This window comes from Evansella sp. AB-rgal1 (genome assembly GCF_041820985.1).
In the GTDB taxonomy this organism is placed as follows: domain Bacteria; phylum Bacillota; class Bacilli; order Bacillales; family Salisediminibacteriaceae; genus Evansella.
Map to the genome: position 1 here is coordinate 155,320 of NZ_JBGUAU010000012.1, position 21,683 is coordinate 177,002.

At 36.3% G+C, this 21,683-nt stretch carries 22 protein-coding genes; all 22 read right to left on the reverse strand.

The window, feature by feature from the left end; genetic code table 11:
* Positions 1-5: 5 nt before the first annotated feature.
* A complete protein-coding gene (locus ACERII_RS12280) occupies positions 6-230 on the reverse strand; it encodes a flagellar FlbD family protein (RefSeq protein WP_373642649.1) in 225 nt (74 codons plus the stop codon).
* A 101-nt stretch (positions 231-331) separates the two neighbouring features.
* Positions 332-1,654, reverse strand: a complete 1,323-nt coding sequence (locus ACERII_RS12285; protein WP_373642650.1) for a flagellar hook protein FlgE — start codon at positions 1,652-1,654, stop codon at positions 332-334.
* A gap of 89 nt (positions 1,655-1,743) precedes the next feature.
* A complete protein-coding gene (locus ACERII_RS12290) occupies positions 1,744-2,130 on the reverse strand; it encodes a TIGR02530 family flagellar biosynthesis protein (protein ID WP_373642651.1) in 387 nt (128 codons plus the stop codon).
* Positions 2,131-2,141: 11 nt separating this feature from the next.
* Complete coding sequence (flgD, locus tag ACERII_RS12295; RefSeq protein ID WP_373642652.1) at positions 2,142-2,606, reverse strand: flagellar hook assembly protein FlgD; 465 nt, start codon at positions 2,604-2,606, stop codon at positions 2,142-2,144.
* Positions 2,607-2,615: 9 nt separating this feature from the next.
* Entirely contained in the window at positions 2,616-3,818 is a 1,203-nt protein-coding gene (locus ACERII_RS12300) for a flagellar hook-length control protein FliK (protein WP_373642653.1), read from the reverse strand.
* Positions 3,819-3,846: 28 nt separating this feature from the next.
* Positions 3,847-4,404: a MotE family protein gene (locus ACERII_RS12305; protein ID WP_373642654.1), complete on the reverse strand. Its 558-nt coding sequence runs from the start codon at positions 4,402-4,404 to the stop codon at positions 3,847-3,849.
* Positions 4,405-4,418: 14 nt separating this feature from the next.
* Positions 4,419-4,856: a flagellar export protein FliJ gene (gene fliJ / locus ACERII_RS12310; RefSeq protein ID WP_373642655.1), complete on the reverse strand. Its 438-nt coding sequence runs from the start codon at positions 4,854-4,856 to the stop codon at positions 4,419-4,421.
* Between the two features lie 4 nt (positions 4,857-4,860).
* Positions 4,861-6,171: a flagellar protein export ATPase FliI gene (gene fliI, locus ACERII_RS12315; protein ID WP_373642656.1), complete on the reverse strand. Its 1,311-nt coding sequence runs from the start codon at positions 6,169-6,171 to the stop codon at positions 4,861-4,863.
* On the reverse strand, positions 6,164-6,970 hold the full coding sequence (fliH, locus tag ACERII_RS12320) for a flagellar assembly protein FliH (RefSeq protein WP_373642657.1): 807 nt from the start codon (positions 6,968-6,970) through the stop codon (positions 6,164-6,166). Before fliH ends, fliI begins: the two co-directional genes overlap by 8 nt.
* Positions 6,963-7,973, reverse strand: coding sequence for a flagellar motor switch protein FliG (fliG, locus tag ACERII_RS12325; protein ID WP_373642658.1), 1,011 nt, complete (start codon positions 7,971-7,973; stop codon positions 6,963-6,965). The genes fliH and fliG overlap by 8 nt, the downstream gene beginning before the upstream one ends.
* A gap of 12 nt (positions 7,974-7,985) precedes the next feature.
* On the reverse strand, positions 7,986-9,563 hold the full coding sequence (gene fliF, locus ACERII_RS12330; protein WP_373642659.1) for a flagellar basal-body MS-ring/collar protein FliF: 1,578 nt from the start codon (positions 9,561-9,563) through the stop codon (positions 7,986-7,988).
* Positions 9,564-9,681: 118 nt separating this feature from the next.
* Complete coding sequence (fliE, locus tag ACERII_RS12335) at positions 9,682-9,948, reverse strand: flagellar hook-basal body complex protein FliE (protein ID WP_483867430.1); 267 nt, start codon at positions 9,946-9,948, stop codon at positions 9,682-9,684.
* 61 nt (positions 9,949-10,009) lie between these two features.
* Complete coding sequence (gene flgC, locus ACERII_RS12340) at positions 10,010-10,459, reverse strand: flagellar basal body rod protein FlgC (RefSeq protein ID WP_373642661.1); 450 nt, start codon at positions 10,457-10,459, stop codon at positions 10,010-10,012.
* A gap of 6 nt (positions 10,460-10,465) precedes the next feature.
* On the reverse strand, positions 10,466-10,870 hold the full coding sequence (gene flgB / locus ACERII_RS12345; RefSeq protein WP_373642662.1) for a flagellar basal body rod protein FlgB: 405 nt from the start codon (positions 10,868-10,870) through the stop codon (positions 10,466-10,468).
* Positions 10,871-11,489: 619 nt separating this feature from the next.
* A complete protein-coding gene (codY, locus tag ACERII_RS12350) occupies positions 11,490-12,266 on the reverse strand; it encodes a GTP-sensing pleiotropic transcriptional regulator CodY (RefSeq protein WP_373642663.1) in 777 nt (258 codons plus the stop codon).
* A 17-nt stretch (positions 12,267-12,283) separates the two neighbouring features.
* Complete coding sequence (gene hslU, locus ACERII_RS12355; RefSeq protein WP_373642664.1) at positions 12,284-13,687, reverse strand: ATP-dependent protease ATPase subunit HslU; 1,404 nt, start codon at positions 13,685-13,687, stop codon at positions 12,284-12,286.
* 33 nt (positions 13,688-13,720) lie between these two features.
* Positions 13,721-14,266, reverse strand: a complete 546-nt coding sequence (hslV, locus tag ACERII_RS12360) for an ATP-dependent protease subunit HslV (RefSeq protein ID WP_373642665.1) — start codon at positions 14,264-14,266, stop codon at positions 13,721-13,723.
* Positions 14,267-14,558: 292 nt separating this feature from the next.
* Entirely contained in the window at positions 14,559-15,863 is a 1,305-nt protein-coding gene (trmFO, locus tag ACERII_RS12365; protein ID WP_373642666.1) for an FADH(2)-oxidizing methylenetetrahydrofolate--tRNA-(uracil(54)-C(5))-methyltransferase TrmFO, read from the reverse strand.
* Positions 15,864-15,946: 83 nt separating this feature from the next.
* Positions 15,947-18,019, reverse strand: a complete 2,073-nt coding sequence (topA, locus tag ACERII_RS12370; RefSeq protein ID WP_373642667.1) for a type I DNA topoisomerase — start codon at positions 18,017-18,019, stop codon at positions 15,947-15,949.
* 270 nt (positions 18,020-18,289) lie between these two features.
* Positions 18,290-19,168: a DNA-processing protein DprA gene (dprA, locus tag ACERII_RS12375; protein ID WP_373642668.1), complete on the reverse strand. Its 879-nt coding sequence runs from the start codon at positions 19,166-19,168 to the stop codon at positions 18,290-18,292.
* Positions 19,169-19,269: 101 nt separating this feature from the next.
* A complete protein-coding gene (gene sucD, locus ACERII_RS12380; RefSeq protein WP_373642669.1) occupies positions 19,270-20,175 on the reverse strand; it encodes a succinate--CoA ligase subunit alpha in 906 nt (301 codons plus the stop codon).
* A gap of 17 nt (positions 20,176-20,192) precedes the next feature.
* Complete coding sequence (gene sucC / locus ACERII_RS12385; protein WP_373642670.1) at positions 20,193-21,356, reverse strand: ADP-forming succinate--CoA ligase subunit beta; 1,164 nt, start codon at positions 21,354-21,356, stop codon at positions 20,193-20,195.
* Between the last annotated feature and the right edge of the window lie 327 nt (positions 21,357-21,683).

Sequence of the window (21,683 nt, forward strand, 5' to 3'; positions counted from 1 at the left end):
ATTTTTCACCCACCGTCATTTGATTGATTGTTTTTAGCTACAATTGATGTTAGTCCAATTTTTTGATAAAACTGTTCTACCTTTTTTACAACTTCTATCTCTGTCTCTTTTACCACTAACTTCTTTCCATTTGTTAACGTAATAGTCGTGTCTGGAAAGGCTTGAATTTGTTCAATATATAATGAATTCAACGTAAATATATTACCGTTTAGTTTTGTTAATTCTATCACGATTTTTTTCGACTATATTCGCGAAACTATAATAGTCTCCTCCTCTTTAACAAGTAGGCTTAAAGCAATAGGAAACACCCTAAGCCATTAATTTCATTTTCTTATCGTTTTAAGTTTACTAACTCTTGTAGAATTTCATCGGAAGTAGTAATGATTCTCGTATTTGCTTGGAAACCACGTTGAGCTACAATTAACTCTGTGAATTCTTCCGAAAGGTCAACGTTTGACATTTCTAGTGAACCACCTGTTAGCATTCCACGGCCATCTCCACCTGCCCCACCTATTTGTGGTTCACCAGAGTTATTAGAAATTTGATATAAGTTGCTTCCAGCTTTGCTTAATCCACCAGGGTTGTTAAATGTAGCTAAGGCTATTTGTCCTAATAAGCGAACTTCACCATTAGAGAATACTCCATTTAATTCTCCCGTTTGAGAAATACTATAGCTTTCCAATGTTCCATCTTCATTTCCATTTACACTGTGTAGTCCCACATTTGTATTACGAGCAAATTGTGACATTCTGGATAAGTCTAGTTGGATATTAGAAACAGCTGCACCATTACCATGAGCATAATTCTCAAGTGTAACAAAGTTCGATAGTTGATCAATAGGTGCGCCTACAGCACCGACTCCAAGGAAGCTTCCATTATTATCAAGTCGTAAGCGATGTGCAGGATCCCCAAGGGCATTGAACGTATATTGATCGTTGTTAGGATTAGGCGTAATACGGCCGACCTGCCATTGATTTTCACCAGTTTTTCGGAACACCAACTCCAACTGATGAACATTACCTAATGAATCTATAATAGGATATGGAACAATCGTAGTACTATCATTCATAATTTGGTCCATAGTTAAGGTATTGCCCTGTAAAGGAGTATCAGATTGCTCTACTCTTGCATCCAAATTCCCCTTAAATTGAACTTCCGTTGTTGCCGTAGGTGGCATAAGTTGACCAGAAGTAATTTGTAAGGATCCGAGAACAGTAGTATCAAGTACACCATCTTCTGCTTGATAACCTTGAATTCGTAAACCATCAGCAGTGACTAAATTACCTACTTCATCAATATAGAAATTACCTGCTCGTGTATAATAAGATTGCCCTCCATTATTTGCAATGAAAAAACCATCTCCTGTAATTCCCATATCTAAATTTCTTCCTGTAGTCTGTAAGGATCCTTGCGTCTGAATTGTATCAATAGAAGCTATTGTAGACCCTAAACCCACTTGAGTGGGATTAATTCCTCCTCTATTTTCTGTCGGAGTTGCAGCTCCAGATATTTGTTGACTCACTAAGTCTTGAAAAGTTACCCGCCCTTTTTTAAATCCTGTAGTATTAACATTTGCGATGTTATTTCCAATTACATCTAATTTGGTTTGAAAACTTCGCATTCCACCAATTCCTGAATACATTGCACGTAACATTGTTGTAATCTCCTTCCAAATTTTCAATCATATACTGCTTCAGTCGGTCCGCAGTAAGTGGCTTCCGAAACGGTCCAGCCATTATTTTGTTAATCTATCAATATTGCTCCAGAAATGTTTGTAAATAGTTGTGCTTGTGCTTCGTTTCGATCCATTGCAGTAATAACTGTTTTATTTTTTGCATTTACAACTAAAGCTGCATTATTAGTTAAAACTAATGAATCGTCCACTCCTTTTTTCTGTGCTTCTATTACTTTTACATTTATTTTGTTCCAAACCTCAGGTGAAATAGTTATTCCACGATCATGTAATCTTTTTTCGGCATGTTTGCTAAGCTTAAGTTCATTCCCTTTCATTGAACCATCTAATATAGCTTGAAAAGTTCCATTTGTCATAGGAGAGTGAAGTGTCTGCTTTTTAGGTAATGTTTTTATAAATGGTTTTTGTAAGTGATAAGGCGAAATTTGATTGCTCACCACAGTCACCTCTACTTCTGATTATCGTCATTAGGAAGCCTAACTGCATGTACTGATTTCGTTGATATGTGATATTCTTTATCCACTATCAGTTCTACACTCCCATTTTTAAATGCTACACCCGTAACGATTCCGCTACTAACATCTTGGCGAACTGTTCCATCTTCATCTACTCTTTCTCTTAACCAGTCCACTTGTTTACCAATTAACTCACTATGAGAAACGAATTTGTTTTGTTGTTGATCAATGAATGCTTTAAACTGAGTGTTCATATTTGTCATTTGTTCTAAAGATGTAAATTGGGCCATTTGAGAAATAAATTCTCTATCTTCCATCGGATTAAGAGGATCTTGATGTTGAAGTTGCGTAATCAGTATTCTCATAAACGAATCCTTATCTAAATCACCTGTATTCCGTTCAGCTTTTTGTTTTTGATAGTCTGTGAGATATAAACTATTTGAAATGCCATTCACCATTGTCATCACCTACACTTTTACATTTATGGTTTCTTCTAAAAATACAGAAAAGCTATCCCCATCTCCTTCAGTAGATTCCTTTTCTTTCTCATCATCCGGTAGGAATTGTTGACGTTTCTGTTCTTCCTGAGGATCTTTATTCAAAAGTTGTTGTCCTTGTTGTTGTGTTACTTCAATCCTCTCTACTTGGAGATGATTTGCCTGGAATGCACTACGTAACTGTTGAAGTTGACCTTCAAGCATTTCTTTAGTGGTCGCCGTGGATGTTACCATCCTAGCAATTAAAATACCGTTAAGTTGTTGAATATTAATCTCTAACCTCCCAAGTGATTCAGGGTGCAGTTTTACTAGTAGCTGTTGAACACCATTCCCTATGTTTTTAAATTGACTACGTGCCAAAATACTTTGTATCTGTTTTTGTAATTGCTGATCTAACTCTTTCTGTGCCATCTGTTGTTCACCATTTTGAACACTAAGTGCTGGATGTGTTCCTGTTAGCTGATTCAAAGTATTATTGCCTAACAGAATGGGAGTACCATTTTTATCATCTAGTAACTGAGGAGTCGAGTTTACTAAAGTTACAATTTTTTGAAATGGTAAGATAGATAGTTGCTCATTTTTTTCTAGTTTAGCGATACTATCTAAGTCACTATTTTTTGTATTCTTTTCAATTTGCTTTGAAACATGCTTCATTAATTGAGCTCCCACCATTTCCCAAGTGGTTATCTGGTCTTCCTGCTTGTTATTAGATTCATAGCTTGTAACCAGTCCTGCTATCAAAGAAAAGACACTGCTTTCATTTAATGAATTCGTTTCTTGAGTTTGTTCTCCATGTATACCTGCAATAACAATTGCAACAATATGACTTAACTTATCTAAGTGTTGAAGCAACTCTTCCATTGGAGTGTTTTTTTCAAGTAAAACCAATGTTTCGCTTGCCAATTCATCTGGTAAGAGTGAAATTAGTTGAGATACTTCTTCCATTTCTAGCATAGAAATGTTAATTGAAATTCCTGAAACATCTATATCGTTTAATTTAGATGTTATTGGATCGTTTTTTGCACTAGTCAACTCATTCGTATCTTCTTCAGATATCATGAATTGCTTTATCAAATTACTAAAAGATGTATTCGTTTCTGCTTTTTGTGCAGAAGTACCATAAGAAACTTTCTCTCTTACATTGCATATTACACCCATTAGTTCATTCATCATTATTCACCCCCTTTCAACTTAACACTCATTATTCTGTTATCAAACTAATAATTTCCGCTGCATCCGCTGGGGGCATTCTACTAATTATTTGTGATCTTCCTTCTATATTCATTGCACTAAGCAACCTTGCTGCTTCTTCTGCTTCCAATTCACTTATAATATTTGCTGCCTTGGATGCAGTCATTGCCTCAAATGTTCGAACAATATCTTTCATCTCTACTTTTTTACTATCATTCTCTACTTTCAAGATATCCATCTCTTCTAGCAAAGCTTGTAGTTCATTTTGTAATTGATCAATTTTACTTTCTTTTCTAGATACATCACTTTCTAGCTGAGAAATAGTAGTCTGTTGTACCTTATTTTCTTCTTCTAAGGTTACGATTTGATCCTGTAATACACTTTCAAAGGAATCTTCTTCTTCACTATGGAAAGGTAGAAACGTCATGACTTGCTGTATACCACTGCCAACGTTGACCCCCATATAATTTAAAAGTACGACTGCTAGTATCATAGCAAAAATAGCAGGTATAAAAATTACCATTAAGAACCATTGCCATTTACTATGCTGCTGTTCCTCTTTGTTCATACGTCCACCCTATTTCATTTCTTCAAATATTGTTGAACAGAAATTTCATCAACAAATTTATTCTCTTTTTCTCGTTGGTCTAATAAATAGATTTCCAACTTTCTTTCCTTCATTTTTTCATATTTCTTTACATCTACTGCCGTAACCGTAAGTCGTCTTTCTCTTTCATTCATAAGAGCTCTAGCATTTTGTGTTTGGACTTGGAGTCTATCAATTTCTCTTTGTAAGTACTCTAATGATTTTTGAGTTTGCTGTATAAAAGCGATTGGTAAACCTTGTACTAATTTATCTTCATAAGATGATAGCAAAACTTCCTTCTGTTTTAAGAGTTCATATAATTGCGTTGCAACTTTCTCAAAATTCATCATAGCGTCTCGGTAAGCTACTTGTGCTTCGTTTTTCTCATACTCTTTTACATCTAGTACTTTTTGCAAAGTAAATTGAAATGTCACGAGATTACGCCTCCCCGAACTCTCTTATCAATTGATTAATTGCGTCATGGATCGTAATATTTTCATTAACCTCTTGTTTTAAATATCGAATGATATCAGGGTGTCTTCTTACTGCTTCGTCTAATTCTTTATTTGTTCCACGCTTATATGCACCAATACTAAGTAGATCCTCAGAATCTTGGTATATTGCTAGATAATGACGAAGACGATCTGCAATGTGTTGATGATTCCCATCTGTAATATCACTCATCACTCTGCTTATACTCGTTAGAACGTTAATTGCAGGGAATTGCCCTCTGTTAGCTAACTTCCGATCTAGAACAAGATGACCATCTAAAATCCCACGAACGGTGTCTGATATAGGTTCATTGAAGTCATCACCGTCTACGAGAACAGTATAAAAAGCAGTTATTGTTCCTTTTTCGTTCGTTCCGCTACGTTCTAGCAATCTTGGTAATAAAGCAAATACGGATGGTGTATATCCTTTTGAAGTTGGTGGCTCTCCTATCGCCAAGCCAATCTCTCTTTGTGCCATAGCAACCCTCGTAACTGAGTCCATCATTAATGTTACGTTTAACCCTTTATTTCGAAAATACTCTGAAATAGCTGTCGCTGTCATTGCACCTTTAATTCGCATCAATGCAGGTTGATCTGAAGTAGCAACAACTAAAATTGTCTTTTTCATTCCCTCATGGCCTAGATCACGCTCTACAAAATCTCGAACTTCTCGTCCTCGTTCACCGATTAAAGCTATCACGTTTATATCAGCATCAGAGTTTTTTGCAATCATTGCCATTAAAGTACTCTTCCCAACACCACTTCCAGCAAAAATTCCAATTCTTTGCCCCTTGCCTACAGTGAAAAGTCCATCTATTGCTCGAACACCAAGACTTAATGGCTCTGTAATACGCGGACGACTTAATGGGTTAGGAGGAGGATTGTCTGTTGGAAATGAAGCTAGACCATTTCCTATGTCTTTACCATCAAAAGGTCTACCTAATCCGTCTAAAACAGAACCAATAAGAGGAGTTCCTATTTTTATCTGCAGCGGTTTTTTCGTTGGTTCAACTAAGTTACCAGGAGCAATATCCTGAATTCGATCAAATGGCATTAATAGCACTTTTTCATTTCGAAATCCTACCACTTCCACCATTATTTTGCGATAAGGTGGTTTTCCAACTAGGATGTTGCATATTTCACCAACAGATACTTGAGGACCGATAGATTCTATCATTAGACCAACTACTTGGCTTACTTTACCATAATGTTTTAATGGTTGAACGGAAGCAACTTCCTTTACTAGGTCGTTAAGCATTTTGGTTTACCCCTTCTTTTAACTTCTCAAGCAAAGCCAGTTTAATTTCCATCAACTGACTATCTACGCTTGCTTCCAGTTGACCAAATGGGGTTTCTATCATACATGCACCTTCCGATAAATCTCCATTTGGATAGATAAGGAGCTGATGTGTGTTCATTGCGATCTGTTTAAATTCATCTAGATGATCTAACGTCTTCTGATAATTGGATGGGTGTACGGAAATTGTTATTTCTTTCTGAGCTCTAACTTCAGATATTGCTTCTTTTACGAGATGAATCCAAGCATCACTAGTTTCCTTTAATGTAGAACCAACAATTTTCTTTGCAACTTCTAATGCTAATTCAAGCATCACTGGCTCAGAATCTTGTATATGGCGATTATAATCTTCTTTTGCTAACTGTATGATCTCTTTAGCTTTCTCTATCTCTTGTACATACGTGTTCTTACCAGCTTCGACACCAGCAACATACCCTTTTTCATATCCTTCATGAGTAGCTGCTTCGTAACGCCTTTGTTCTTCTTCGGCAATTTGCGATTTTAAAAGCTCTAACTCCTGATATGTTTCATTAGCTACTTTTTGAGCATGTAAAATAATGTGCTCAGCTTCTTTTTCTGCTTCTAGAAGAACCTGGTTCCGTTCTAAATAGTGAACATCACTTTTTTCCTGATTAGCTTTATCAGTTACATCCCCGTCACCAGTATGATAATACGCTTTATTAATTGATCGTACTTTAATTTCTTTTGCTTCATCTCCTACTGGATGTTTCACATTGTTAGACTTTATCAGTTTAGACAATGATATCGTCTCCTCCGCCACGGGCAATAACTATTTCACCAGATTCCTCTAATCTTCTTATGACTGCTACAATCCTCATTTGAGCTTCCTCTACATCACGAAGTCGTACTGGTCCCATAAATTCCATTTCTTCCTTGAATGTCTCTGCCATTCGTTGAGACATATTATGAAACACCGTATCTTTTACTTCCTCACTAGAAACCTTTAAGGAAAGTTGGAGATCTTCATTTTCTACATCTCGAATGACCCTTTGGATTGATCGATTATCCAGTGTAACAATATCTTCAAATACAAACATCCGTTTCTTAATTTCTTCTGCTAATTCAGGATCTTGAATCTCTAATGAGTCAAGAATGGTTCGTTCCGTACTTCTATCAACACTATTTAATACCTCAACCACAGCCTCGATTCCACCAGCTTGTGTGAAGTCTTGCGTAACTGTAGCGGAGAGTTTTTGCTCTAGTATTTTTTCTACTTCACTAATAATTTCAGGTGATGTGCTATCCATAATCGCTATACGTTTTGCAACATCGGCCTGAACTTCTTGTGGTAAAGAAGACAATATTTGTCCAGCTTGAACACTCTCTAAATACGATAAGATTAACGCTATTGTTTGAGGGTGCTCATTCTGTATAAAATTTAAAATTTGAGTAGGGTCAGCTTTTCTAGCAAAGTCAAAAGGTCTTACTTGCAATGTTGATGTTAATCGATTAATAATCTCCATTGCTTCTGCTTCACCCAAGGCTTTTTCTAATACATTCTTTGCGTATCCAATTCCACCTTGTGTGATATAATCCTGCGCAATAGCTAGTTGATGAAATTGGCCCAGAATTTCTTCCTTTAGGTCTGGTTCTACTTTTCTAACACCAGCAATTTCTAATGTTAGCTTTTCGATCTCCTCTTCTGTTAAGTGTTTATACACTTGTGCAGAGACATCTGGACCAAGAGAGATAAGTAAAATGGCAGCCTTCTCTCGTCCTGTTAATTCTTTTTTCTTCGCCACTTTATTTCCTCCTTACTCCTCAGACAACCATGTTCGAATTAGTTTTGAAAACTCTTCTGGCTTCTCTTTTGCTAATTTCTCTAATTGACGTCGACGAGCTTTTTCTTCTGAATCCTTTTCCTCAATCATCGGAATTTCATAAGTTACTTCTTTCTCTATCTCTTCTTCCTCTACCGTTTTTCTTCTTCGCATTAAAATAAACAGAAGGACGATTATGATCAGAAGTAACACACCACCGACAATATACTGCCAATAACTTGAAGCAACTGTTGGTGATTCAAATTGCACCTTACCAAAAAACTCTTGAGAAGATACGAAGATTCTTTCATCAATATCTCCTTGATTCCAGTCAGTCGTATATTCACCATCAATAGATGTTCTTACAATTTGTCCTAGTACTTGCTGAATAGCGTCTAGACGTTCAGCTGGTAATGTTGCAGGGTCTTCCGGATTGGGTGGTTCTACGAGAACTTGAATACCTATATCTCGAATTTTATAAGGACTTTCTGTTATTTCTCTATGAATTCGATTCACTTCGTTGTTAATCCGTTCTTCCATTCGTTCATAATCGCCTCGTGAGCCACCTAAAACACCGGGATAGCCTGGAATATCTGTCTCACCCGTACCTGGTATACCACCTTCTGCTTCTTCATCCCCTGTAAATGTTTCTGTTATTCTTTCTATACTAAGTGCAATCCCAGACATATTCTCTTCATTTACTGGAGTTACAATCTGTTCTTGGCGATTTTCTTGAGTGAAGTCAATATCGGTTGATACATATACAACTACTTTATCTGGACCTACTAACGTTCCTATCATTTGTTGGACTTGTCTCTGTATATCTCTTTCAATGTCACGCTGTATATTTCGCTGCTGTTCAAATAAAGTAAGTGTCGAATTAACGATCGATTGATTATCATCAAGCTCTAAAAATTGCCCCATTTGATCCATAATCATAATATTTTCTAGTGGGAGACTTGGAACACTCTTTGAAACTAGATGATATAATGCTCGAATTTGTGATTGTTCTAATCGATAGCCTGGTTGGACTTGTAACAAAACTGATGCTGTAGCTTCCCCTTTATCATCCATTAACCATAAGCTTTCTTCAGGCATTGTAATCATTACTTGAGCATGACTTACACCGTTAATATTCCTAATCACATCTTCAATGGAAGTTTGAAGAGCAGCTCTTTCTAACAATTGAAATTCATTATCTGTTGTACCGAACCCCATATTATCACGAAAAGTAGAGTAGTCGATACGACCAGTTCTTGGAACACCTTCTGCCGCTAAACTAACAGTCAACTCTTCTACCATAGGTTCTGGAACGGATATTGTTGTTCCTCCATTACTAATCTGTGATGTTACCCCTCTAGCATCTAACGTGGCTTTTATTTCTCCCGTCTCTTGAACAGTTAAGTTCGAATAAAGTGGTACATAACTTGTTCGTGAGCTGAACCACATGAACGTGATGAAAACTAACACAATAATTGCTATAGTGCCAATATACAATCCTTGTTGTGTTTTCGTCCTTCCCTGCCAGAATTCGGTAGTTTTCTTTTTATATTCATTAAACTTCTCGTTCATGTTTACCCCCGAATTTCCTGCTTTGAAATTTATAATGTAAATTATTCATTTTTTTACAGTAAGTATTAAATAAATTACCAATAAGACGATAATATATATAGCAGTTAAAATAATGTTTTTATACTTGCATCCTCATAATTTCCTGATATGATTCAATTACTTTATTGCGTATTTCTACTGTAGTTTGTAAAGAGACACTAGCTTTTTGAGCTGTAATCATTACATCATGTAATTGTATATTTTCTCCTCTAACAAATTTCTCTGTCGCTATCTGAGACTGTATTTGCGCTTGATTTACATTTTTTATGGATTCATTAAGCCATGCACTAAACGCCTTTTGTCCTTCGTATGGTTTCGCTGATGGTGATGTATTTATAGGTTTCATAATAGAATGTAAGTTTTGTAACCCAGATACGTTCATAGTTTATAACCCCTTATCGTTGCCGTTATCTACCAATTTCCAGTGCTTTTAACAGCATATTTTTATGTGCATCTAATGCTGTAACATTTGCCTCATATGACCTTGTCGTACCTATTAAGTCAATCATTTCTTTTAATGGGTCAACATTAGGTAGTTGAATATATCCATCTTCATTTGCGTCTGGATGTTCAGGTTGATAGACAAGTTTAAAAGGTGTTTGGTCTTCTATTATTGCCCTCACTTTAACTCCATTTATTGCTTCATTACTTCCCATAGCCTTGCTCAAGTGTGAAGCAAAGGAAGATTGATTTGGTTCCATAACAACCATTTTTCTTTGATAAGGTTGCCATTCCCCATCAACTAGCTTCCCTCTAGTAGTCTCTGCATTAGCAATATTAGCAGAAACTACATCCATACGTAACCGCTGCGCTGTTAACGCAGATGCAGATACATTCATTCCATTAAAAATTGACATTTATGTTTACCTCCCTTGCCCAAGAACGGTGCGAATACTATTAAATCGACCATTCAATCTATCAATAAGTGCATTATAATAAATTTGATTTTTCGCTAATTCTGCCATTTCTAAGTCAATGTCGACGTTATTTCCATTATGATTATATTGACTATTATTTCTCTCAGTTACACGGGTTCCCATATTGTTTAGGTGACCCCCAAATTCTAAATGTCGCGAATCAGTTCGATATGCTTTTACTCTTTGATTTGCAACCGCTTGTTGTAACTCATTCTCAAAAACAACATTCTTTGCTTTATAATTAGGTGTATCTATGTTAGCTATATTGTGGGAAATAGCTTGTTGTCGTACCATAGACGAATTCAACGCTGTTTGGAGTAATCTAGTAGTTGAATTATTAAGTAATTCCATTAAACACAACCCCCTTGCAATAACTACGTTAAAAGTACTAATAAGACTTTCAATAGTTTTCGAAACTAAAACAATTATACTCGAATCAACAAGATTTTTGTCGTTTTTTATGAAATTCTTTTAAACTTGTCAATTTTATATTAGATAATCCTGATTTCCTACGCATAAATTGGTACAAATGTACTATATACTCACCTTATTATTTCTAACTAAAAATACGAAATCCCAATTAGTGGTTAACTTATCTATTTTTACTAACCTTGTGAGTAATATTTACGTAAATTAAACATTCTTAAAGTATAACAATAAGAAAGCGCAAGGCGCCCGCCTATCGGCGAAAAGCAAATGTTCTGCCAGATTAAAGTGCGATCTTACACTTTTATATCTGGCAGAACATTTGATCTCGAGCGAAGAACTACCTGAATAAGCTTCTATGCAGCTTTGCGAAAGAGTTACCGAGGAGCAAGTATGCGCTGAAGATGGTTTTCTTCCCATGACGGAACTAGTTATCCACAGGTCAAAAAATTATAGTTTCCTTTACAACAAAAAAACCTAACTAATAGTTTCAGTTAGGTCTTTCTCTACTTATTTTTAATAAAGTATGGGGCTAATACTAGTTCTAGTTCTTTAACTTATCTAACTCAAAAAGGAATTTGTTATTTAGAACTTTAATATAGGTTCCTTTCATTCCCAATGAGCGAGACTCAATTACCCCTGCACTTTCCAGCTTTCTCAGGGCGTTTACAATAACTGATCTTGTAATTCCAACTCGGTCAGCAATCTTACTTGCAACAAGTAAGCCTTCATTACCATCTAATTCTTCGAAGATGTGTTCTACAGCTTCCAATTCACTATATGATAGTGAACTAATTGCCATTTGAACAACAGCTTTACTTCTTGCTTCTTGCTCAATTTCTTCTGTTTTCTCATGTAAGATTTCCATTCCAACAACTGTGGAACCATATTCAGCAAGCAAAAGGTCATCATCATCAAAAGAACGCTCGAGACGAGCTAAGATTAACGTTCCTAGGCGTTGTCCTCCACCAGAAATCGGAACAATCGTAGTTAATCCACTTGCAAACAAGTCTTTGTTTTCTACAGGAAAAGCAGTAAACTCACTATTAACATCAAGATTAGAAGAAGTTTCTTCTATCTTAAAAAGTCCATTTGTATATTCTTCAGGGAATTGTCTTTCCTCTAACATTTGCTTCATTCTTTGATTTTCTATTTCTTGTTTAATTGAGTATCCAAGTAACTTCCCTCTTCTACTTACAATAAAAACATTTGATTCAATAACATCTCGTAAAGTGACGGCCATATCCTTGAAATTTACCGCTTGCCCTCCACTTTTCTGTAATAATTCATTAATTCTTCTTGTTTTTGATAGTAGATCCATTATTTCTCCTCCAAATATTATAAGATGTATTGACTTAAATCGCGATTTTTGGCAACATCTTGAAGCTTTTCTTCCACATACGCTTTGGTAATGACAACTTCCTCGAGATTAACTTCTGAAGCCTCAAAAGAGAGGTCTTCTAGTAGCTTTTCAAGAATAGTATGAAGTCTCCTTGCACCGATATTTTCCGTTTCCTCATTTACTTCTGTTGCGATTAAGGCAATTTTATAAATAGCATCGTCAGAAAATTTCAATTTTATTCCTTCTGTACCCAAAAGTGCTTGATATTGTTTCACCAAAGCGTTATGTGGGTCTACTAATATTCTTACAAAATCATCAACAGTTAAGCTAGCTAACTCTACACGAATCGGAAAACGCCCTTGGAGCTCCGGAATTAAGTCAGAAGGTTTTGAAAAGTGAAACGCCCCAGCAGCAACGAATAACACGTGGTCTGTTTTTACCGGACCATACTTTGTTATAACTGTCGAACCTTCAACTATAGGTAAAATATCACGTTGTACACCTTCTCTTGAAACATCCGCGGATTGCTTTTCCCCTTTTCCAGCAACTTTATCGATTTCATCAATAAAGATAATTCCCAATTGCTCCGCCCTCGAAACTGCATCTTGAGTTACTTCATCCATGTCTATAAGCTTCTGTGCCTCATCTATTGTTAACACTTTTCTCGCTTCACGTACAGTTAATTTTCTTTTTTTCTTTCGTTTTGGTACCATACCACCAAATAAATCTTGCATATTCATGCCCATTTGCTCCATACCAGAACCTTGAAACATATCTAGTAAGTTCGATGATTGTTGCTCATTTACTTCTATTGTTACATATTTATCTTCTAATTCACCCAATGCTAACTTTTGAGCCATCTTCTTCCTTAGATTACTTAGAGAATCTTCCTCTTGCTCACTTACCGTATCTTCATTATCATTTTCATTATTCCCTTGAAAGAGCATCTCAAAAGGATTACGAATATTTGATTCTTTTTTTCTTGATGGAACTAGTAAATCAACAATTCTCTGATTGGCATTTTGTTCAGCTTGAGATTGAACAGTACTCATTTTCTCTTCTTTTACTAATCGGATAGACGTTTCTACAAGGTCACGAACCATCGACTCTACGTCACGACCTACATAACCAACCTCTGTAAATTTTGTCGCTTCCACTTTAACAAACGGTGCACCAACTAGCTTTGCTAAACGACGTGCAATCTCTGTTTTCCCAACACCAGTTGGTCCTATCATTAATATATTTTTAGGCGTAATTTCTTCACGAAGTGTTTCATCTAATTGATTTCTTCGATAACGATTACGTAAAGCAACAGCAACAGATTTTTTCGCTTTATCTTGACCTACAATATATTGATTTAGCTTTTCTACAATTTGGCGTGGCGTTAATGTTTCACTCATCCTATTTCCTCCTTCTTTTGAGGTAAGGGTTGACTACTCATGAAGTTCCTCAACGATGATTTGATCATTTGTATAAACGCATATATCTGCAGCAGTTTTTAAGGAAGCCAAAGCAATTTCTTTTGCTGTTAAGTGAGGTGCATACTCCTTAAGCGCTCTCCCGGCAGATAATGCATAATTTCCACCTGATCCAATTGATAAAATACCGTCATCAGGTTCAATGACTTCACCTGTACCTGCAATTAAGTATAAATTGGACTTATCCATTACAATAAGCATTGCTTCAAGTTTACGCAAAACTCGGTCGCTTCTCCATTCTTTGGCCAATTCCACAGCTGCTCGCTGAAGGTTTCCAGAGAATTCTTCTAGTTTCTGTTCAAATTTTTCTGCTAACGTAAACGCATCCGCAACAGATCCCGCAAAACCTGCAACTACTTTTCCACGATATAACTTTCTTACCTTCTTAGCGGTATGTTTCATAACTACGGCATTACCAAATGTAACCTGCCCATCACCTGCCATTGCACAAGTGCCATTGTGCTTTACAGCAAATATTGTAGTTCCTCGAATTTGCTCCATTGTAAACCTCCTTCATTAGAGCTCTTATGATGGATGTATGGTATATCGTTCCATTCCTTGTCGTTCATGTGTGGAAGATAGCATTAATATGTAGTGACGAAAGCATGTTCAGCCATACACATAAATGTATATACAAATTGGATTGTAATATAATTAAGAGCAATTGTACAACTTTACCATTTACTTTATATATATAAATCAATTTATGGACTATTTGTTAAACATTTATACCTTTTTTCATCTTTAAGAGCTACTAAATAGTAACACAATTTAGTAGCTCTTTCAATAAACTTTACAATTTTTTCACAAAATTCTGAATTGTCCTTAATGCTCTATCAGCTAATTGTGAATTACGTTCTTGTTTATTTTTAATTCGCTTTTCGAATGGAGGAAGAAGACCAAAATTCGCATTCATTGGTTGAAAGTTCTTTGAATTTGCATTTGTAATGTAATTAGCCATAGACCCAATAACAGTTTCTTCTGGGAAAACAAGAGTTTCTTCTCCATTCACTAATCTTGAAGCATTTATACCTGCAATTATACCAGCTGCAGCAGATTCTACATAGCCCTCTACACCTGTCATTTGTCCAGCAAAAAATAGGTCTTTTCTATCTTTATATTGATACGTTGGACTTAATAAGTTTGGAGAGTTGATAAATGTATTTCGATGCATAACACCATATCGTACGATTTCTGCATTTTCCAAGCCAGGTATGAGTTGAAGAACTTCTTTTTGAGGTCCCCACTTTAAGTGAGTTTGAAACCCTACAATATTATACAACGTTCCAGAACTATTGTCTTGTCTTAGCTGAACAACAGCAAATGGACGTTTTCCCGTTTTCGGATCTTCTAGTCCTACAGGCTTCATCGGTCCGAAAAGCATAGTTTTCCGTCCTCGTTTTGCCATCACTTCAATTGGCATACAGCCTTCAAAAAACATTTCTTTTTCAAATTCCTTTAAAGGAACTGTTTCTGCCTCAATAAGTGCTTCGTAAAAACGATCAAATTCTTCTTCTGTCATTGGACAATTTAAATAAGCCGCTTCCCCCTTATCATATCGTGATTTTAAATATACCTTTTCTCGATCGATAGAATCAGCCTCAATAATCGGCGCAGCAGCATCATAAAAATACAAATATTCTTCTCCAGTAAGCTTTTTTAACTCATTGGATAATGCTTCTGAAGTTAATGGACCAGTACTAATTACGGTCGGCCCTTCGGGTATAGCAGTTACCTCTTCTTCTAAAACTGTGACTAGGGGATGGTTTTTCACCCGTTCCGTTACTAGTGCTGCAAATTCATGACGATCCACCGCTAGAGCTCCTCCAGCAGGTACGGAACAATCATCTGCAGATTGAATAATGACAGAATCTAATAATCGCATTTCCTCCTTTAGAACCCCCACAGCGTTCGTTAGAGTGTTAGCTCGTAACGAATTACTACAAACAAGCTCTGCAAACTTGTCCGTATGATGGGCAGGAGTTTGTTTCTTTGGTCTCATTTCATACAAGTTTACCGGTATACCCCTCTTAGCAAGTTGCCATGCTGCTTCACTTCCAGCTAATCCTGCTCCGATGACATTTACATGTTGCTTCAACGGAAAGCCTCCTCTTTCATTTTTCAGGGTGCCTTCAAAAGCAATGTTACGCTTTTAAAGACACCCTGAGCTGCTTTTATGATTTAATTTTGCTCTTCTTTATAATCACAATGCACGCATTGTACGTTCACACCTTTTTTCGTCTTCTTCTCGACTAACATATGATCACATTTTGGACATTTTCTTGCGATAGGTTTATCCCAAGAAATAAATTCACATTCAGGATAGCGATCACATCCATAAAATATTCTTCGTTTCTTACTCTTTCTTTCAACCACATTTCCTTCGTGACATTGCGGGCATTTAACACCAACTTCTTTCACAATTGCTTTTGTATTGCGACAATCTGGGAAGTTGGAACATGCCATAAATTTACCGAACCTACCCATTTTATAGACCATTTCATGACCACATTTTTCACAATCTTCACCAGCGGGTTCGTCTTTAATTTCCACTTCTTTCATTTCTTCTTCTGCTTTTTTCAGACGCTTTTCAAAGTCATGATAAAAATGATCAATAACATGGACCCATTGTTCTTTTCCATCCTCAATGGAGTCTAAATCATTCTCCATTTTCGCAGTGAAATCAACATTTAGTATTTCTGGGAAAAATTCTTCAATTAATTCTAGAACAATCTCCCCTAATTCAGTTGGGACAAAACGTTTTTCCTCAAGAGCAACATATCCCCTACGTTGAATCGTATCTAACGTCGGTGCATAGGTAGATGGGCGACCTATACCTAGCTCTTCCATCGTTTTCACTAATCGAGCCTCTGAATACCTTGGAGGTGGCTGTGTGAAATGCTGATTTGGATCTATGTTATCAGCTTTCGCTTTCTCCCCTTCATTCATTTCTGGAAGTAAACGATCTTCTTCTTTTTTACCGTCATCGTTGCCTTCAATATATACCTTCATAAAACCTTGGAACTTTAATTTAGAACCAGTTGCCCTGAACATAACCCCGTTGTTCACTAGATCTACAGACATCGTATCAAGAATAGCCGGTGCCATTTGACTTGCAACCATGCGTTCCCATATAAGTTTATATAATCGCAATTGATCCCGACTCAAGAATGATTTTACAGACTTTGGATCCAATGCAACAGATGTTGGTCGAATTGCTTCGTGAGCATCTTGTGAATTAGAGCTTTGTTTTGTTTTTACATCTTCTTGGTTGATGTACTCTTTTCCAAAATTAGACTCAATATAATCCTTTGCTTCTGCTTTCGCTGTTTCTGACAGTCTAGTGGAATCCGTTCTCATGTATGTGATTAAACCGACAGTTCCTTCTTTTCCTAAATCAATACCTTCGTACAGCTGTTGAGCTAACATCATAGTTTTCTTAGCACGGAAATTTAGTTTCCTAGCAGCTTCTTGCTGTAATGACGAAGTTGTGAAAGGTACGACAGGATTTCTTCGTCTTTCCCGTTTTTTCACTGATTCTATAGTAAATGACTTGCCAGATAAAACTTTTAAGACACGATTCACATCATCTTCTGAAGATAATTCTATCTTCTCACCGTCAATAGAAACAAATTTCGCTTCAAACTCTTGTCCATCTTTCGTAAATTTTGCATCAATAGACCAATATTCCACAGGATCAAATTGTTTAATCTCTTTTTCACGGTCAATTATCATTTTCACCGCTACAGATTGAACTCTACCTGCGCTTAAACCTTTTTTCACTTTCTTCCATAATAGTGGACTAATGTTATACCCTACGAGACGATCTAACACTCTGCGAGCTTGCTGAGCATCAACTAAGTTCATATCAATGGTTCGAGGTCTTTTAAATGAATCTTTAATCGCTTGTTGTGTTATTTCATTAAATACGACCCTACATTCCGAAGTTTCATCAATATTTAAACTATGAGCTAAATGCCATGCAATTGCTTCACCTTCACGGTCGGGGTCAGCTGCGAGATATATGCGTTTTGCTTTTTTCGCTGCAGCCTTTAATTCCTTTAATATCGGACCTTTTCCGCGAATCGTTATATATTTAGGGGAAAACCCTTCCTCTACATCTACTCCCATTTGACTTTTTGGAAGATCAATAACATGACCCATAGATGCTTTAACAGCATATTTTTTCCCTAGATATTTTCCTATCGTCTTCGCTTTAGCGGGTGATTCCACGATCACTAAGTAATCGGACATACCCTATTTCCTCCCCCTTCAGAGGTAAATTACTAGAAAAACTTAATAGTCTTCCTGTTATTATTCCCTAATGAATATATATAAAAATGTAAAGTAAAATCTTCCCTATTATTAAACACTCTTTGCTGATTTGTCAAACATGATGTAAGAATATTTAAATAAAATATATTGATTCACCCTCTATATATCAACATTTATCTGGATAAAATATTTTTTGAATATTAGAAAACTATTTATGTATTTCTAATACTATCTCTCATTGTTTCACATTTAATAAGTGAAATATTCCTCTAGTATATCATTCGCTCTTAGAATTATTTTAGCCCCTTCTTGAATAAGCTTGTTTGTACCAAGTGATTCACTATCGGATATTCTTCCTGGTAATGCAAAGACATCCCGCCCTTGCTGTAATGCAAGGTCACTAGTTATCAACGACCCACTTTTTTCTTTTGCTTCTACTACAAACGTTGCATTAGATAATCCACTAATTATACGATTCCTTTCAGGAAAGTGCCACTTTTGAGGGCGAACGAAGGGTGGATATTCCGAAATTAGAAGATGATTTCTTCGTATTTCATGAAACAATGAAGCATTGGAATGGGGATATATCCAATTTAACCCATAACCTAATACTGCAATAGTATGACCTTTCTCTTCAATAGTCAAATGATGAGCCATTCGGTCTACTCCTAAAGCTAACCCACTTACGATGGAAATCCCTTTATGAATAACAGGTTGAAGGATGATTTTTAACTCATCCTGAATATAACTACTAGGATGTCGTGTACCTACAACACTTAATAGTGGTTGGTTGTGAAACAAAGAAAAATCACCTTGATAATATATAACCCAAGGAGGATCATATATATTTTTCAATAATATTGGATAATCATGATCAAAAACAGTGACATAGGAAATGTTTTTTGTGGATAAATCATCGAGGATAGATTGAATAGAAACACTTGTTAAATGATTTGCTATTGTAGAAGCTTTACTTATTTGTATTCCTAAAATCTTTGCTAAGTTCTCTGTTGACAACAAGTATAGTTTGGAAAACGATGGGTCGTATTCATAATATTTTTTCACTAAACGAAAATTACCACCACAACTGTAATGGAGGTGAAGTAAATGTAATTCATTTGTGTTCAAGAAACATCGTCCTTTCGAGGATATTTGAAGAAATGAGAAGATGTGGAGGCAAAAAAAGTTTGCTGACTCAAGGTAAAATTCCTTTGAGCCAGCAGTACTATCTATTTGTGTGTTACACACTTTTCATATAAACCAGTTTCCTTTAAAACAGAAATTAACGTTTCACCCATTACTGCAGGAGTTTCTGCTACTTTTACACCAGCAAATTCAAGGGTTTTAATTTTTTCTGCGGCAGTACCTTTTCCACCAGAAATAATGGCACCAGCATGACCCATACGCTTTCCAGGAGGTGCTGTTTTACCACCGATGAAGCCCACAACTGGTTTTTTCATATTGGCTTTAATCCACTCTGCAGCTTCTTCCTCTGCAGTACCACCAATTTCACCAATCATAATTACTGCATACGTATCTTCATCTTCATTAAATAACTTTAATACATCGATAAAGTTTGTTCCATTAACTGGGTCTCCACCAATACCTACTGCAGTAGATTGCCCAATTCCCTCTGTAGATAGCTGATGAACCGCTTCATACGTTAATGTACCTGAACGTGATACAACACCCACATGACCTTTTTTATGAATGTATCCTGGCATAATACCAATTTTACATTCTTCTGGCGTAATAACACCTGGGCAGTTCGGTCCAATTAAACGAGTACTTTTCCCTTCAAGGTAACGTTTTACTTTTACCATGTCTGTAACTGGGATACCTTCTGTAATTGTGATTACAAGCTCAATTCCTGCATCCGCGGCTTCCATAATTGCATCTGCTGCGAACGGAGGTGGAACATAAATTACCGATGCATTGGCACCAGTTTTTGCCACTGCGTCTGATACAGTATCAAAAACAGGAATCCCTTCAACCTCTGTTCCTCCTTTACCAGGAGTAACACCACCTACTACATTTGTACCATATTCTACTGCTTGCTTTGTATGAAATAGTCCTGTTGCTCCTGTGATACCTTGAACGATAAGTTTTGTATCTTTATTAATTAAGATGCTCATATTATCCCCCCACCTTTCTACGCTTTCACTAGAGAAACGATTTTTTCAGCGCCATCTGCCATAGAATCTGCAGCTGTTATATCAAGTCCTGATTCTTGTAAGATTTTCTTTCCTAGATCAACATTCGTTCCTTCTAGTCGAACGACAAGTGGAATCTCTAAGCCCACTTCTTTCGTGGCAGCTACAACACCTTCAGCAATTACATCACATTTCATAATTCCACCGAAAATATTTACATAAATTCCTTTTACATTTTCATCAGATAAAATGATTTTAAATGCTTCTGTAACCTTTTCCTTTGTAGCACCGCCTCCTACATCAAGGAAGTTTGCTGGGTCACCGTTATAATGCTTAATGATGTCCATTGTAGCCATAGCAAGCCCCGCACCATTAACCATACAACCGATATTACCGTCTAAAGAAATATAACTTAAGTCGAATTTAGAAGCTTCAATTTCCTTTGGATCTTCTTCATCTAAATCGCGATACTCTAAAATACCTTTTTGACGATACAGTGCATTGGAGTCAAAGTTTAACTTTGCATCTAATGCCATTACTTTACCATCTCCTGTTGTTACAAGAGGGTTAATCTCAGCGATAGAGCAATCTTTGTCTACAAATACTTGATATAGACCCATCATAAACTTAACTGCTTCACGAACTAAATCTTTCGGAATATTAATATTAAATGCTAACCTTCTTGCTTGATATGGCATTAATCCAACAACAGGATCCACCACTTCTTTAAAGATTTTTTCAGGTGTTTTTTCTGCCACCTCTTCAATTTCCGTTCCACCTTCTTCAGAACCCATCATTACGATACGATCTGTGGCACGGTCAACTACAAGTCCAATGTAATATTCACTTTGAATGTCACATCCCTCTTCGATAAGAAGTCGTTTTACTTCTTTACCTGCAGGTCCTGTTTGATGTGTAACTAGTGTCTTCCCTAAAATTTCGTCTGCGTATGTACGTACCTCATCAAGATTTTTTGCTACCTTTACACCACCAGCTTTTCCTCGACCACCTGCGTGGATTTGGGCCTTGACAACGGTTACAGCAGTACCTAATTCTTTCGCTGCTTCTACTGCTTCGTCAACAGAGTAAGCAACTTTCCCATTTGGTACTTGAACGCCATATGCTCTTAATACTTCTTTCCCTTGATACTCATGGATATTCATAGCCAGCCTCCTTAATGAGTAGTAGATATAACTACGAAAGTTTTTGTAGTTACACCCTTCCTATTTTGAAATTCCCATAACAAGGATTCGCCAAACAGATTGGAAATCCTCCTTCTACGGAAAAAAACATATGCATAAGTGAACAATTGAATAAACAATTCTTACTTTATGGCACAAGATCTATTTTACTATACTTTTCGACAATTTTGTGAATAAATGCTCAAAAATATTTTATTGGATAAAAACTTCTTCTAATTTTAGGTATTAGCCACCATTCAAGTACTGATTTATACAAGTTTTACCTAACATTATTTACATTTTACTTTC